Origin of the sequence: Nonomuraea terrae (assembly GCF_044465245.1) — a bacterium.
In the GTDB taxonomy this organism is placed as follows: Bacteria; Actinomycetota; Actinomycetes; order Streptosporangiales; family Streptosporangiaceae; genus Nonomuraea; species Nonomuraea terrae.
Genome location: NZ_JBITLL010000005.1, coordinates 942969 through 956219 on the forward strand (window position 1 = coordinate 942969; position 13251 = coordinate 956219).

Sequence of the window (13251 nt, forward strand, 5' to 3'; positions counted from 1 at the left end):
TTTCCACCGTCTCTGGAGACCCACCATGCGCTTACGCATCTATGCCGCTCTAACCGCTCTCGTTGGAGCGTTCCTCGTCTCCGCGCCGGCCTCCGCTCATGCCGCGACCACATACCGCGGCGAAGGCGACGACGTGATCAGCATCCCGGCCACGTCTCAGCCGAGCATCGTCAAAGCCACCCACCAAGGCGAGTCCAACTTCATCGTGTGGGCGCTCAACAGCAGCGGCAAGCAATCGGCTCTGGTCGCCAACGCGGTCGGCGACTACAAGGGCACAAGAGCGTTCAACGTCATCCGCGCCCAGAAGGTGCGCTCGCTGGAAGTTTCCGCCGACGGCCCCTGGACACTTCAGGTCCTCCCCATCACGAAAGCCCGCTACTGGGCGATCAACGCCAAGGGAACCGGTGCCGACGTACTGCGGCTCACCGCGCCCGCCAAGGCCCCGCGCCGGATCACCATCCGCCACAGCGGGGAGTCGAACTTCATCGTCTGGGCGCTCGACAACCGCGGCCGATACAGCAAGCTGCTCGCCAACAAGATCGGCGACTACCGGGGGCGCGTGCTCCTCCCGGCCGGCACCCGCTACGCCACCATCGAAGCAGACGGGGGTTGGAGCATCGCCCGCTAGTAGCTCTTGCACAGCGGCACGGCCCTGTCTCTCTCAGAGGGGCGGGGCCGCTTCTAGTTCTCCCCCTCGCCCCCGAGTTCCTCAGCGGCGCCCTCAAACACATAGCTTCCGGTGCCTGGCTCGGTCCCTACGAGGCCGGCTTCCCTCAGCGCCTTGTGCACCTTCTGCGCGACGGTGTTCGACATGCCGAACTCTTCCATCAGCTCGTACACGGTGGGCACCCGATCGCCCGGCTGGAGGTCGCCGGTACGGATCCGTTCGCAGATGGCGGCGTAGGCCTGCCTCCACCTCGATCGCTTCGGATGCATGCGATCAAGAATTGTGGGATGTACCAGGGCAAACATAGGTACACCTAGACGCCCCTGTAATACACGTGGTGATGGTTTAAGACACCTTGACGTGGCCCACTCTGAGCACCACAAAAACGGGCCCGACAGCGCGGGAACGCTGCGGGCCCTATCGCACGGTGGAGGTGCGAGCGGTGGCTCGGACGGGTGACCTGCCATGACCGACGCCGATCTCCCCGCCATACTCAACGATCTGGTGAAGCCCGGCTGGCGAAACCAGTCCGAGGTGAGCGATGCCGGCTGGTGCTGACCAGGGACGGGGTCCGCTGCCATGACGCGAGTTCGGCAGTGCAGGCGCCGCAGATGCGGGCCGAGCCGGGCATCGGTCGCAGGTGGCGACCGGGCAGTCCAGAGCCGTGTTGTCCCCCGAAGTGGAAGTACGCTTTTGGGAGACCTGAGGTATTGCGAGCGGGTGGGTCTGGCGAGGGATGGTGGGGGCGGGGACGGCTCTCCGTTCACGGCGGAGAGCCGCTTTTCGCTTCTCAGGTTAACCAACGGCCATTGTTCACCAGCCGGAAACTTCCACCACCTTGGTTGCGCTGCAGCTTCGGCTGTCTGCCGTGTTGTCGTAGTAGGCCTTATAGGTCCACTGAGTCTCTACTCCGGGGACGTTGGCGAACGTGAAGGTGCCGTCGACGTTCGTGGTGACCTCCAGCAGCGGCTGGAAATCGTTCTCCCCCCACGGGCGCCGGGTGACTGTGACCGTCTGTGCGCCAGGAGCGGTACCGTCCGGTTGGGTGAGTCGGCCGGTGAAGGTGGCCGGCTTGAACCGGCCTGACGTGTCGGGCCCGCTGAGGGTGATCTCACATGGCAGGAGTTTGGCGCCGTGCAGCCGCCACAGGTAGTAGTGGCGAACGTTGGGATACCCCTCGGCCACGGCGAACAGATCCGTCCCCGAGAAGGAAAGGCTCTCCGGGAGCACCTGCAGGTCGTACATCTGCTCGATAGTCTCTGTCTGCGCTCCCGTGGCAAAGTCGAACACCGCGATCGGCCCGGGACCAGATGGGGAGTATCCCGTGGAGGCGGCAACCCGTGTCCCGTCCGGGCTGACGGCAATGTGCTGATATCCAGCCGAGCCGTAGGAACGGATCCGTGTCAGTGTGGTCAGATCCCATGCGTCAAACCCATCGTCGGAGTAACCAGGGGAAACGAGAGCTGCCGACCCGTCTGGGGTGAGAGCGACATCCTCCCATTGGGAGACGTTGTAATCGTCTGCGTTGATGGTGCCCCGTAAGGTGCCGATGCCGCCCTGAACGTCGTAGATCTGCAGAATTTCGTCGCCGCCCACCAAGAGCGTGTTCCCGGCCACGGATAGCCGGACATCTTCGAAGGTGTCGAGCGGCAAGCGGACAGGCTGCGGCATGGGTGCCGCTAGGTCCAAGCTGATAACGCCGTCTGACGGATAGTGCGCGCAACTGTAGGAGACCCAGAGCCATTGCTCGGACAGTGCCAGCCGGGTTGGGCATGCGTATGCGGCCAAGTCGAACCGTCGCACGATGGCCAGGTCGGCGGGGTTGATTTCGACCACCTGGTGCTCATATCGGAGAGCCGCGTACACGTGGCTGCCGTCAGGTGTGGCGACCAGCGACGTTACGTCGGACACGCCCGTGATGGCGCCGGTAACGGCACCTTGGGTGTCTGCGACGATGATCCGGTCTTCCGCGCCGATGAAGACCTTGCCGGCTGCGACCGCGGTGTCCCCCCACGCGAAGGGGATGTCGCCGCCTAGATCGGTCAGTGAGTCGGCTGCGGTGGCGGTGCTTGCCTGGAAGACCGTCAGGCCGGCCATCAGGGCGATAGCCCCGCACAAAACGATGAGCCGCTGGGCAATTCCCGCAAGTCCACGCTGGTGTGGGCTGTTACTTGTTGATCGTCGAGATAAGGACACAAGGGGCTCCGGACCTCTGGAGGGGAACGTATGTTCGACATTAGCCGGACGAGCGTCCATGATCCAGAGGTGTCTCAAGACTTCGTGGAACTCCCCTACGGGCCAGCGCATCCAACTCGTCGATAGCGGTCATGACCGTAGTGGGGTCGAGGCGGTCTCCCGTGGGCAGCGGGGACCGCTTTCATTTCAAGACTAGTGTCGAGAAGGCTCCGTAGAGATCACCACCTGGCGGATCTCCTGAAGGGGTTCCGTCACGGAGATCGAGTTGGTGTTCAATCTCAAATGCCACCGAGCGCTGCACCTGCCCTCGCGACAGACAGTGATGGCCTCGAAGCTTGAGTTCATACAAGCCTCTTCTTGCGTCGCAGGGGTCTTCGTAGTGTCGCGTACATGGACGACCACACCCAGGCCCACATCCTCGCCGCCGAGAATACGCTGAGTTGGGCCACAGAGGAGGCCCAGAAAGAGGGAGGAACGAACCTAGCTCTTATCAGAGCCATACAAGCCCATACGCGGGCGCAGTTGGCAATAGCGACTGCCCTCACGGAAGTCGCGGCAGCGATCCGAGAGTCATGATCCTGCTGGGGTCAACGGTGGCAACCGGAAGTGCTCACTCATGGTGTCGTCCCATCGGGAGCCCGAAGGGCAGGGCGTGGATCGCACCCGTTGGGGCACTTCCAGCGACCCATCACCTACATGGGGTGCGGGTCCTGAGAGGTCTGGGCATCGATCGTGGTCACGTGGATCGTCCTCCCGCAGGCCGGGCAGGGCGGCCACTCCTGGGCGCGCCACTCCTCCCCGGCGAAGAGGCGGGAGATCGAGGCGTCCCCTACCTCAGGGTCGAGGGAGAGGGTTTCGGGGTTGATCGTCCAGCGGGTCATCGGCGGTTCCTTCCTGAAGCATCATGCTGGTCGTCGTACGAGACGTCTCAGCGCCGCCAGTGTCCGCCGCGGCACACGTAGGTGCGCCCGTTCGATGCGACGCCAACCGCTCCGGGGCTGCCACAGAAGCCGCCCGGATGTGCTTTGGCGAGCGGCGCCGGCTCAGGCTCGGCTACAGGCTTGGGCTTGGGGGTGCGGGTGCGCTTCGGTGGGCGTTGTCCCTTGTCGGGGTCCCGGTCGTCGCGGTCGCGGGTTTTCGTCACGCCGTCGCCGTCTTTGTCGTTGTCGTAGCGGTCTTCCATGCCGTCGTCGTCGAGGTCAGGCGCGGGTTCGGGCGTCCAGGGCTCCGATGTTGTGGGCGCCGGCGTCCACGGCGTGTAGGACGCGATCGGGGTCGGGCTGGCCGCGGCTGTGGTTTCTTCGTCGCTGCCTCCGAAGAGGGCGTTGCAGCCGCCTATGACGAGGGCGATGACGATCAGGCAACCCCATGCTCCACCCTGGTTACCTGATGTGGATTTGCTGGGCATGGCGTCCCTCCGGCTCCGCGTGGACACGAACGGTATGTGGGACGCCGCTTTGCGCTACTTAGTTGTCAGCTTCGTCGGGAGCCCACTCACGGCGGTAGTCGCGATGATCGGCGTACGGCGTCGCTAGGTCCTTAAGGTCGCTGCACCCCGTGAACGCCTCGCTGTCTTCAACGCTCGGCCCGTGGCCGCCGTCATCGCAGTAGCCGACGCCCGTGCCGCAGCTCTTGTGTCGGTCCAGGATGCTGCGCTTAGCTGCGACTTCGCGCAGGACGCGGGCAGGGTCATGGCGCACGATGTGAGCCGCGGTCGCCGGGTGGATGCCGTCCACTTCGTACTGGTCGAAGTCGACGCCATCCCTGGTGGCTGCCCACACTCCACATTCGGGATCGGCGCCCGCCGTCAGCGCGATGGCTTCCTCCTCGTCAAGTCGGGCGCGTACGAACACCACGAGGTCATCCATTGGTCTCCTCCAACAGGTCGATCTGCCCTTCGCAGTCTCGCCACTTCTCCACGCCTGTGATCCGAACTGGCCGGCGTGCGGTGATGCCGAGCTTGGACGCGCAGTCCGGGCCTAAACCCAGCAGCTGGGACTCCGGGGTGCGCAGCCGGTGTTTGCAGGCCGCGCACCGAGACACATGCTCGCGGGCGTCAGGGCCGTCGAGAGGTCGAGAGGGAGTTCGTCCATCCGAGCGCCGGCTACATGCGCACGCACATGCAGTCACGACAGTCGGGCAACTGCCGATACATGAGCTGGTAGACGACGTGGTAAGCCTCCGAGGTTCGCAGCATCTCCTCGAACTCGTTGGTGGCGGGGCGGCGTAGTTTTTTCTCATCGCCGTTGAAGTAGTCGTCGAGTGAAACAGGAGCCCATCCCCGCTCAGACAGCGGCCGGGCTTCGCTTCTCGGATAACCGCGAAGCCAGCCGACGTAGTCGCGGACGAATGGCTTGATAGATCTGTGGAAGAAGCTGTTGGCGCACCATTGGGCGTCGTCGTCTGCGACGCCCTTGACAGCCTGCGCAACGAGTCGGTCGAGGGCGGCACCACGGGGTTCGGCCTCGGAGACGGTCTCCCAGTCGGCGGTGATCATGTGCCTCTCCTCGGGTTGACGGCCTCAGGGGCAGGCTAGCCTTCAGGGCCGGTCTCCTGGGAGAGATCGAGAGCAGCGAGGAGGTCAGCGCTCGCCCCGGTGAGCTCCTGTCATCCCGCGCGGTTCGCGGCTATGGCTGCGGCGAGACGGTCTGTTCGTTGATGGTCTTGGGAGTTGCGCCCTGCGTCCCGAGCACGGGCGGCAGGCCCGAGGAAACGGGACGCAGGCAGAAGGTCAAAGGGCCGCCCTGTCGAGCGCAGCATTGGCCTTGGCGATGTACTCGCGCGCCTCCGTGAGCGCGTCAGCCTGGTCGTCAGTGGGGCCGGCGCCGCGCCTCCAGTCGGAGCGGAGTTCGTCCTCGGCGTCGCTGAGCAGGTGGTGGGCGTTGCAGCGCATCTGCTCGAAGGTGGGGAGGTTGTCGTCGCGCATGTCGGGCTCTCCGTTCATGGCTCGGTCGCGCGTCTCTGAGGACGGGGAGAGGGAGGGCCCAGTGATGGAGAACCGGGGCCAGGGAAGGTCAGGTGGTCACGGCGCGCCGGTACTCGGCCTCGCGCATCGCCTCGGCGAGCCCGTGCAAGGCGGGCATCTTCGACAGCAGCTCGTCGGTGACGGCGCCGGCCTGGTCGGCGTCGGAGCCAGCGGTGAGGGACAGCATCACGCCCTGCACGATGCCGGCCAGCCGCTGGCCGCCTCGGGGCCGGTGGACGGGTCGGTGTTGAGGCGGACGATCCATCTGCCGCCGTTCCTGTCGGACCTGCTGTCTCAGCAGTTGCAGAACCACGAGACGGGCCGGTGCGCGTGCCGGGGGCCGGCCGGGTGCGGTAGCGGCCAGTACGTGTTCCCGCCGGAGGACGGCACGCACGAGCGGCGTTCCAACTTCGGGCGCAGGCGGTGGCGACCGGCCGCGGATGGCCGGCACGCCCGATGCGAAGGACCGGCCCGGTTATCCGTTGCTGGCCGACGTGGCGGAAGCTCCGTGGCAAGGTCGGGTCCGTCGGTCGTGGCCGTCGGCCATTCCTGGGGAGGAGTTGGCCCCTCCGCGGCAGCGAGGGTTCTGGTCGTACGACCCCGACCAGCATCAGGTGGTGTCATGGCTGCCGGTCCTGGCGGGGTTGAAGGTGCACGGGCTGCGGCACGGTCACAAGCTGTGGCTGGACGAGGACGACATTCCGGCGGTGGCGACGGAGGAGCAGCCTCCCACGCGCCTGTTTCGGATCTTCGTCCGCGACCCAAAAAGGTGGTCTGACCTGGGTGGGCGGTACTGGGTTCGAACCAGTGACCCCTCGCTTGTAAGGCGAGTGCTCTACCGCTGAGCTAACCGCCCCTGATCGGCACTACACCTTACGACACCAAGGGCTCCGATCGCACATCCACGGCCCAGCCCGGCCCCAGCTCGGGGCGGCCGGCCGCGCGCCAGCCCAGGAGGGCCGCTCCCAGCATGCCCGCGTCGACCCCGAGCGCCGCCGGGATCAGCGGGGGCGCCTCGCGGAAGGCCAGGCGCTTGACGAGCCGCGTGCGCACGGGGTCGAAAAGGGCGGGACCCGCCTCGGCCAGCCCACCGCCGAGGACGATCACCGAGGGGTCGAGCAGCAGCGTGTACGTGGCCAGGGCCAGCGACAGGGCCTCCACGGCCTCGTCCCAGACCTCGATGGCGATCGGGTCGTCGGAGGAGACCACCTGCTCGGCCCGGATGCCCTCGAGGCCCGCCCGCTGGCTGTAGCGCCGGCCCACCGAGGCCGCCGACGCGTACGTCTCCAGGCAGCCGAACTGGCCGCACGCGCACTGTTCGCCGTCCGGGAACACGGGGGTGTGCCCGATCTCGCCGGCCCAGCCGGAGGAGCCGCCGTACGGTTCCCCGCGGATGATCAGAGCGCCGGCGATGCCCGTGCCGATGGGCAGGAAGAGGAAGTCGGAAAGCCCGCGGCCGGCGCCGAGGGTGCTCTCCGCCAGGCCCCCGGTGCGTACGTCGTGCCCCAGCATGACCGGGACGTCGAGGGTGGTGAAGGCGGTGGCGGGGACGTCGCGCCAGCCGAGGTTCGTCGCGTAGATGGCCGAGTGCTCCGACACCAGCCCGGGCACGGCCAGGCCGACGCCGGCCGGGGCGCCGTCGCCCGAGCCGGCCAGGTCGCTGATGAAGGTGGAGATGGCGGCCACGACCGCGTCCGGGCCGTCCGCCCGGGGTGTGGGCCGCCGCTCGCTCAGCAGCACCGCACCGGAATCGCTGACCAGGCCGCCCTTCATGGACGTGCCACCGACGTCGAGCGCGACGACGAACGAATTAGCGGACACGGAAGGAGACGATATCGCAGCTCATCAAATGTCCGGAAAGGCCGTCGGTTGTCCATCGCAGCCGTGGCCGGCCGCCGTACGACACCATCACAAAGCCCTCAGACCGCCCGGGAGGGACGCACGGCGCGGTACCCCGGCCCCGTGAGGCCCGGAGGCACGCCGGGGGCTCAGGCGCGCCCCAGGACGCGGTTGAGAGCCGCCTCCACCTCAGCCGACAGGCCGGGCGGCGCCGCGCCGGCGGGCTTGCCGAGCGTCGCGCGGGCCATCCGCACGGCCCCGCAGGACCGGCACTCCACCTCGCCCAGCCGGCAGATGAGCGCCGTGGACCCGCACGTGGCGCAGGAGTCGAGGTCGAGGTCGTGCAGCCGTTGGCAGCCCGGGCAGATCAGCACCTGCGACTCCTGGCGCACCCCGCGCTGCCACGGGCTCGCCCCGCGCACCGGGTCCGTCTGCCGGGCCCCGCAGCGGTAGCAGGGCATCGCTTCCTCCGAGAGGGTCAAGAGATGACGGCGAGTGCCTTGACGTAGTCGGCGACGTCGCGCGCCGAGGAGACCGGGTTGACCACCGACCACCGGATCACGCCTTCGCCGTCGATGATGAAGGTCCCCCGCAGGGCGAACCCCTTCGTCTCATCGAAGACACCGTACGCCCGGGCGACCTGTCCGTGCGGCCAGAAATCGGAGAGCAGCGGAAACCTGAAGCCCTCGCGATCGGCCCACGCCCGCTGGGTGAACAGGGAGTCGACGGACACCGTCAGCACCTGCGCGTCCTCGATCGGATGGTCGCGCAGCGCGGACAGCTCACCATGACAGACCCCGCTGAACGCCAGCGGGTAGAAGACCAGCACGACCTTCCGCCCCCGGAACCGGGACAGTCTCACCGGGGTGCCGTGCTGGTCCTGCAGCTCGAAATCCGGAGCCGGGGCGCCGACCTCGGCAGGATGCGCGTTCACGGTCACCATCCTGCCGTACGGCAGGCGCTCGGGCTCCCTACCGGCGGCCCTTCGGTGTGACCAGCCTCGTCCCCGACCAATCGGGTGCGGCGGAGATGGTGCTGGTCTGTGAGAGACCCGCGGTCGCCGCATCCTCCCCGATGTCGCTCGGCTCCACGTGGCCCTCGCGCCCGGCCTTGGGAGTGAGCAGCCAGATCTGGCCGCCGTCGGCGAGTGCTCGCATGGCGTTGGTCAGAGCGTCGAACAGGTCCCCGTCTCCGTCGCGCCACCACAGCAGCACCACGTCGACGACGTCGTCACTGTCCTCGTCCAGCAGCTCGTTGCCGGTCAGGTCCTCGATGGAGTCGCGCAGCTCATCGTCGACATCCTCGTCCCAACCGATCTCCTGCACCACCTGACCCGGCTTGAGGCCGAGTCGTTCGGCCAGGCCGCGCTCGCCCTGCGCCTGACCCGCGGTCGCGCTCACGTTTATCCCTCCTGCTTGAGTGGCCCCGCTTATGCGGTTTATCGCTTCGGCACAGTCCACACGCTGTGACCCTCAGTCGTCAACGGTCGCCACGGGTACGGCCGTACTCGGCCAGAATCAATCAGACAAAAACGACAGGCGAACCTGACGTTGCGGGTTGTCGACGTTCAGGTCCACGAGTGCGACCGACTGCCACGTGCCCAACGCCATTCGCCCGTCCAGCACGGGGATGGTGGCGTACGGCGGGATGATCGCGGGCATCACGTGCGACCTGCCGTGGCCGGGCGACCCGTGGGCGTGACGCCAGCGGTCGTCGGCCGGCAACAGGTCGCCCAGGGCCGCGAGCAGGTCGTCGTCGCTGCCCGAGCCCAGCTCCAGCAGCGCCACGCCCGCCGTGGCATGCGGCACGAAAACGTGCAGCAGTCCGTCTCCTTCCGCACGTACGAATGCGGCGCATTCGGACGTGATGTCGTGCACCCTCTCACGGGAACCCGTGGCCACACTGATGATTTCGGATCTCACGCGGAAATCTTACGTATGTACGACGAGGGCATCCGGCCCGGGAAACACCACGACGGTGTGTCCGTCGTCGAACCTCACGGTGTACGGAGGCTCGCCGTCAGGCCCCATGACCTCTGTGATTACTCCTGTCCGGTCCCTTTCGCCAACGGTATTCCCGTGTACCAGGAGCCGGTCTCCTACCGTCGCCTTCATACCTCCAGATTGGTACGCGGAATGCCGGACGAAAAGCGAGATTCGCAAGTTTTGCCCCTTCTCTAGGGGCAGGGGGAAATTTGATGGAAATGTTACGCGGCGCTGAGGTCGCGTTGCGCGCCCCGGTGACGACTCTTCCAGGGCGGCTCGCCACACCGGGAGACCGGACGGCTACGGAACGTCTCCGCCGGCCAGGCGTCGTCACCCTCGCCGGTCCCCCGCTGTTGGCGGCGGCTAGACTCGCGGCTCGCATCCGCGCCGTCGCGGATGAACCTCCCCCGATCGGGGGATGGGACAGAGTACGCCCCTGAGGCCCGGGCCCAGCACAGGCATCTGAGCGAAATTTCGCCCGTTTTCCTGTCTTGTTAAATTGGTCCCGGGATGTAACCTTTGGTGGCGATTCGTCCTACCATCGGTGGTCTAGGCCATCGAAGATGGCCCTGCCAGCAGGGACACTCTGGTTACCAGCCAGTAGAGATGCGTTTTCTACGGCTAGCTACCAGGATGGAAGGGCGACCCAGACCAGACATCAGTCCATCTCGGAAGGCGAGACCCAGTGGCTTCCGGACGCCAGCGTTTCTCGATCATCAGCGACGGCCTACCCAGCCAGCTGCCTGATGTCGACCCCAGCGAGACCAACGAGTGGCTCGAGTCTCTCGACAACGTCGTGAAGACCGAGGGCCGCACCAGAGCGCGCTACCTGATGCTGCGCATGCTCGAGCGGGCGCGCGAACACCAGGTCGGCGTGCCGGGCCTGCGCAGCACCGACTACATCAACACGATCCCGCCGGAACGCGAGCCCTGGTTCCCGGGCGATGAGCACGTCGAACGCCGCATCCGCGCCTACATCCGCTGGAACGCGGCCATCATGGTGTCCCGGGCCAACGCCCGCACCAACGTCGGCGGCCACATCGCCACGTACGCCTCCGCGGCCTCGCTCTACGAGGTGGGCTTCAACCACTTCTTCCGCGGCAAGGACCACGGCGAGTCGGGCGACCAGGTCTTCTTCCAGGGGCACGCGGCGCCCGGCATCTACGCCCGCGCCTTCCTCGAGGGCCGCCTCAACGAGGCCCAGCTCGACGCGTTCCGTCAGGAGCTGTCGCACGGCTTCCGCGGCCTGCCGTCCTACCCGCACCCGCGGCTCATGCCCGATTTCTGGGAGTTCCCCACGGTCTCCATGGGCCTGGGGCCGATCGGCGCGATCTACCAGGCGCGGTTCAACCGCTACCTGCTCAACCGCGAGCTCAAGGACACCAGCCGCAGCCACGTGTGGGCGTTCCTCGGCGACGGCGAGATGGACGAGCCCGAGTCGCTCGGCGCCATCGGCCTGGCCGCGCGCGAGGAGCTCGACAACCTCACGTTCGTGATCAACTGCAACCTGCAGCGGCTCGACGGCCCGGTACGCGGCAACGGCAAGATCATCCAGGAGCTGGAGTCCTACTTCCGCGGCGCCGGCTGGAACGTCATCAAGGTCGTCTGGGGCCGCGACTGGGATTCGCTGCTGGCGGCCGACGTCGACGGCGTGCTGGTCAACCAGATGAACACCACGCCCGACGGCCAGTTCCAGACGTACTCGGTCGAGTCGGGCTCCTACATCCGCGACCACTTCTTCGGCTCCGACCCGCGCCTGCGCAAGATGGTCGAGCACCTCACCGACGACGACATCCGCAAGCTGTCGCGCGGCGGCCACGACTACCGCAAGGTGTACGCGGCGTTCAAGGCGGCCCGCGAGCACGTCGGCCAGCCGACGGTCATCCTCGCCCAGACCATCAAGGGCTGGACGCTGGGCAAGGACTTCGAGGCGCGCAACGCCACCCACCAGATGAAGAAGCTCACCAAGGCCGAGCTGAAGGAGTTCCGCGACCGGCTCTACCTGCCGATCCCCGACTCCGCCCTGGAAGGCGAGCTGCCGCCCTACTTCCACCCGGGCGAGAACGACCCCGAGATCCAGTACATGAAGGAGCGCCGCGCGGCGCTCGGCGGCGTGCTGCCCAAGCGGGTCATGCGCGCCAAGCCGGTCAAGCTGCCCGGCGACGAGGTCTACAGCTCCTTCCGCAAGGGCTCGGGCAAGCAGCAGGTGGCCACCACGATGGCGTTCGTGCGGCTGCTGAAGGACCTCATGCGCGACAAGGAGATCGGCCACCGGTTCGTGCCGATCATCCCCGACGAGGCCCGTACGTTCGGTCTCGACGCGATGTTCCCGACGGCCAAGATCTACTCGCCGCACGGCCAGACGTACGAGGCCGTCGACAGGGATCTGCTGCTGTCGTACAAGGAGGCCGTGCAGGGGCAGATCCTGCACGAGGGCATCAGCGAGTCGGGCTCGATGGCCTCGGCCATCGCGGCCGGCACCGCCTACGCCACGCACGGCGAGCACATGATCCCGGTCTACATCTTCTACTCGATGTTCGGGTTCCAGCGCACCGCCGACCAGATGTGGCAGATGGGCGACCAGATGGCCCGCGGCTTCCTGCTGGGCGCCACCGCGGGCCGCACCACGCTCAACGGCGAGGGCCTGCAGCACGAGGACGGCCACACGCCGCTCATCGCCTCGACCAACCCGGCCGTGGTCGCCTACGACCCGTCGTGGGCGTTCGAGGTGGCCCACATCGTCAAGGACGGCCTGCGGAGGATGTACGGCGACCAGCCGGAGGACGTCTTCTACTACCTGACCGTCTACAACGAGCCCTACCTGCAGCCGGCCCAGCCGGCCGGGATCGACGTGGACGGCCTGCTCAAGGGCCTGTACAAGTTCGCCGACGCCCCGCGGACGCAGGGTCCCAAGGCCAACATCCTGGCCTCGGGCGTGGCGGGCCCGTGGGCCATGGAGGCGCAGCGGCTGCTGGCCGAGGACTGGGGCGTGTCGGCCGACGTCTGGTCGGCCACGTCGTGGACCGAGCTGCGGCGCGAGGCGCTGGCGTGCGAGGAGCACAACCTGCTCAACCCCGACGCCGAGCGCCGCGTCCCCTACGTCACCCAGGCGCTGTCACAGGCGCAGGGGCCGTTCGTGGGCGTCAGCGACTACATGAAGGCCGTCCAGGACCAGATCGCGCAGTGGGTGCCGGGTGACTGGTCCTCGCTGGGCACCGACGGGTTCGGCCTGTCCGACACCCGCTCGGCGCTGCGCCGCCACTTCCACGTCGACGCCGCGTCGATCACGCTGGCCGTGCTGACCAGCCTGGTCAAGCGGGGCGAGCTCGACGGCGAGGTGCTGCGCGAGGCGATCGCCCGCTACCACCTGAAGAACGGCGTCACCGAGGCCGGCGGCGCCGAGAGCAACGACACCCAGTCCATGGGCGTCTGAGCCCGCTCTGCAGGCGGCGCTCCCGCGAGCTGTTCGTGGGAGCGCCGTCGTGTTCCGCCGCCGGCGCGGGTGAGGCGGCACGTTCAGGAGGGGTACGTGCCGCCTCACCCAGGTTTGGTGCATCGTCACGTATTGTGGGCACTACCTCCCCCTGAGAGATGTGAGG

General features: G+C 67.3%; 18 protein-coding genes and 1 tRNA gene. 3 read left to right on the forward strand and 16 right to left on the reverse strand.

Translation table 11 applies throughout. The annotated features are described in order from the left end of the window. Positions 1-133: 133 nt before the first annotated feature. Positions 134-628: a hypothetical protein gene (locus ACIBP6_RS28075; RefSeq protein WP_397056837.1), complete on the forward strand. Its 495-nt coding sequence runs from the start codon at positions 134-136 to the stop codon at positions 626-628. A 53-nt stretch (positions 629-681) separates the two neighbouring features. Here ACIBP6_RS28075 and ACIBP6_RS28080 read toward each other — a convergent pair whose 3' ends face one another. Both ACIBP6_RS28080 and ACIBP6_RS28085 read right to left on the reverse strand, forming a co-directional pair. Further along, the gene (locus tag ACIBP6_RS28080) at positions 682-972 is read right to left on the reverse strand and encodes a winged helix-turn-helix domain-containing protein (RefSeq protein WP_397056839.1); all 291 of its coding nucleotides are present in this window, start codon (positions 970-972) and stop codon (positions 682-684) included. Between the two features lie 508 nt (positions 973-1480). Next, a complete protein-coding gene (locus ACIBP6_RS28085) occupies positions 1481-2764 on the reverse strand; it encodes a hypothetical protein (protein WP_397056841.1) in 1284 nt (427 codons plus the stop codon). 489 nt (positions 2765-3253) lie between these two features. Between ACIBP6_RS28085 and ACIBP6_RS28090 the strand changes: the two genes are divergently transcribed. After that, positions 3254-3439: a hypothetical protein gene (locus tag ACIBP6_RS28090; RefSeq protein ID WP_397056843.1), complete on the forward strand. Its 186-nt coding sequence runs from the start codon at positions 3254-3256 to the stop codon at positions 3437-3439. A 116-nt stretch (positions 3440-3555) separates the two neighbouring features. Here ACIBP6_RS28090 and ACIBP6_RS28095 read toward each other — a convergent pair whose 3' ends face one another. From ACIBP6_RS28095 to ACIBP6_RS28160, 14 genes are all read right to left on the reverse strand, one after another. Continuing rightward, positions 3556-3744 carry a hypothetical protein gene (locus ACIBP6_RS28095; RefSeq protein WP_397056845.1) on the reverse strand — a complete coding sequence of 63 codons (189 nt, stop codon included), beginning with the start codon at positions 3742-3744 and terminating at the stop codon, positions 3556-3558. 47 nt (positions 3745-3791) lie between these two features. Next, the gene (locus ACIBP6_RS28100) at positions 3792-4271 is read right to left on the reverse strand and encodes a hypothetical protein (RefSeq protein WP_397056847.1); all 480 of its coding nucleotides are present in this window, start codon (positions 4269-4271) and stop codon (positions 3792-3794) included. 58 nt (positions 4272-4329) lie between these two features. After that, the gene (locus ACIBP6_RS28105; RefSeq protein WP_397056848.1) at positions 4330-4731 is read right to left on the reverse strand and encodes a DUF6221 family protein; all 402 of its coding nucleotides are present in this window, start codon (positions 4729-4731) and stop codon (positions 4330-4332) included. Then, positions 4724-4993 carry a DUF6011 domain-containing protein gene (locus ACIBP6_RS28110; protein WP_397056850.1) on the reverse strand — a complete coding sequence of 90 codons (270 nt, stop codon included), beginning with the start codon at positions 4991-4993 and terminating at the stop codon, positions 4724-4726. Before ACIBP6_RS28110 ends, ACIBP6_RS28105 begins: the two co-directional genes overlap by 8 nt. Continuing rightward, positions 4968-5360: a hypothetical protein gene (locus ACIBP6_RS28115; protein WP_397056852.1), complete on the reverse strand. Its 393-nt coding sequence runs from the start codon at positions 5358-5360 to the stop codon at positions 4968-4970. Before ACIBP6_RS28115 ends, ACIBP6_RS28110 begins: the two co-directional genes overlap by 26 nt. A 234-nt stretch (positions 5361-5594) precedes the next feature. Continuing rightward, entirely contained in the window at positions 5595-5789 is a 195-nt protein-coding gene (locus tag ACIBP6_RS28120) for a hypothetical protein (RefSeq protein ID WP_397056854.1), read from the reverse strand. An 88-nt stretch (positions 5790-5877) separates the two neighbouring features. Next, positions 5878-6093, reverse strand: coding sequence for a hypothetical protein (locus ACIBP6_RS28125; protein WP_397056856.1), 216 nt, complete (start codon positions 6091-6093; stop codon positions 5878-5880). 519 nt (positions 6094-6612) lie between these two features. After that, a tRNA-Val gene (locus tag ACIBP6_RS28130) sits at positions 6613-6684 on the reverse strand. A gap of 17 nt (positions 6685-6701) precedes the next feature. Next, positions 6702-7649 carry an ROK family protein gene (locus ACIBP6_RS28135; protein WP_397056858.1) on the reverse strand — a complete coding sequence of 316 codons (948 nt, stop codon included), beginning with the start codon at positions 7647-7649 and terminating at the stop codon, positions 6702-6704. Between the two features lie 167 nt (positions 7650-7816). Next, positions 7817-8128, reverse strand: a complete 312-nt coding sequence (locus ACIBP6_RS28140) for a hypothetical protein (RefSeq protein ID WP_132617626.1) — start codon at positions 8126-8128, stop codon at positions 7817-7819. 17 nt (positions 8129-8145) lie between these two features. After that, complete coding sequence (locus ACIBP6_RS28145; RefSeq protein ID WP_397056860.1) at positions 8146-8610, reverse strand: peroxiredoxin; 465 nt, start codon at positions 8608-8610, stop codon at positions 8146-8148. Positions 8611-8638: 28 nt separating this feature from the next. Next, a complete protein-coding gene (locus ACIBP6_RS28150; RefSeq protein WP_132617622.1) occupies positions 8639-9067 on the reverse strand; it encodes a DUF3052 domain-containing protein in 429 nt (142 codons plus the stop codon). A 117-nt stretch (positions 9068-9184) separates the two neighbouring features. Next, the gene (locus ACIBP6_RS28155; RefSeq protein ID WP_397056862.1) at positions 9185-9589 is read right to left on the reverse strand and encodes a secondary thiamine-phosphate synthase enzyme YjbQ; all 405 of its coding nucleotides are present in this window, start codon (positions 9587-9589) and stop codon (positions 9185-9187) included. A gap of 9 nt (positions 9590-9598) precedes the next feature. Further along, positions 9599-9781, reverse strand: coding sequence for a DUF1918 domain-containing protein (locus ACIBP6_RS28160; RefSeq protein WP_132617618.1), 183 nt, complete (start codon positions 9779-9781; stop codon positions 9599-9601). A 556-nt stretch (positions 9782-10337) separates the two neighbouring features. Between ACIBP6_RS28160 and aceE the strand changes: the two genes are divergently transcribed. Further along, a complete protein-coding gene (gene aceE, locus ACIBP6_RS28165; protein WP_397056865.1) occupies positions 10338-13085 on the forward strand; it encodes a pyruvate dehydrogenase (acetyl-transferring), homodimeric type in 2748 nt (915 codons plus the stop codon). The last annotated feature ends 166 nt before the right edge of the window (positions 13086-13251 follow it).

Coding starts and splice junctions, on each gene's coding strand:
- ACIBP6_RS28100 (WP_397056847.1), bottom strand. CDS start 4,271: ATGCCCAGCAAATCCACATCAGGTAACCAGGGTGGAGCATGGGGTTGC.
- ACIBP6_RS28145 (WP_397056860.1), bottom strand. CDS start 8,610: ATGGTGACCGTGAACGCGCATCCTGCCGAGGTCGGCGCCCCGGCTCCG.
- ACIBP6_RS28125 (WP_397056856.1), bottom strand. CDS start 6,093: ATGGATCGTCCGCCTCAACACCGACCCGTCCACCGGCCCCGAGGCGGC.
- ACIBP6_RS28140 (WP_132617626.1), bottom strand. CDS start 8,128: ATGCCCTGCTACCGCTGCGGGGCCCGGCAGACGGACCCGGTGCGCGGG.
- ACIBP6_RS28085 (WP_397056841.1), bottom strand. CDS start 2,764: ATGGCCGGCCTGACGGTCTTCCAGGCAAGCACCGCCACCGCAGCCGAC.
- ACIBP6_RS28095 (WP_397056845.1), bottom strand. CDS start 3,744: ATGACCCGCTGGACGATCAACCCCGAAACCCTCTCCCTCGACCCTGAG.
- ACIBP6_RS28090 (WP_397056843.1), top strand. CDS start 3,254: ATGGACGACCACACCCAGGCCCACATCCTCGCCGCCGAGAATACGCTG.
- ACIBP6_RS28105 (WP_397056848.1), bottom strand. CDS start 4,731: ATGGATGACCTCGTGGTGTTCGTACGCGCCCGACTTGACGAGGAGGAA.
- ACIBP6_RS28115 (WP_397056852.1), bottom strand. CDS start 5,360: ATGATCACCGCCGACTGGGAGACCGTCTCCGAGGCCGAACCCCGTGGT.
- ACIBP6_RS28160 (WP_132617618.1), bottom strand. CDS start 9,781: ATGAAGGCGACGGTAGGAGACCGGCTCCTGGTACACGGGAATACCGTT.
- ACIBP6_RS28080 (WP_397056839.1), bottom strand. CDS start 972: ATGTTTGCCCTGGTACATCCCACAATTCTTGATCGCATGCATCCGAAG.
- ACIBP6_RS28120 (WP_397056854.1), bottom strand. CDS start 5,789: ATGCGCGACGACAACCTCCCCACCTTCGAGCAGATGCGCTGCAACGCC.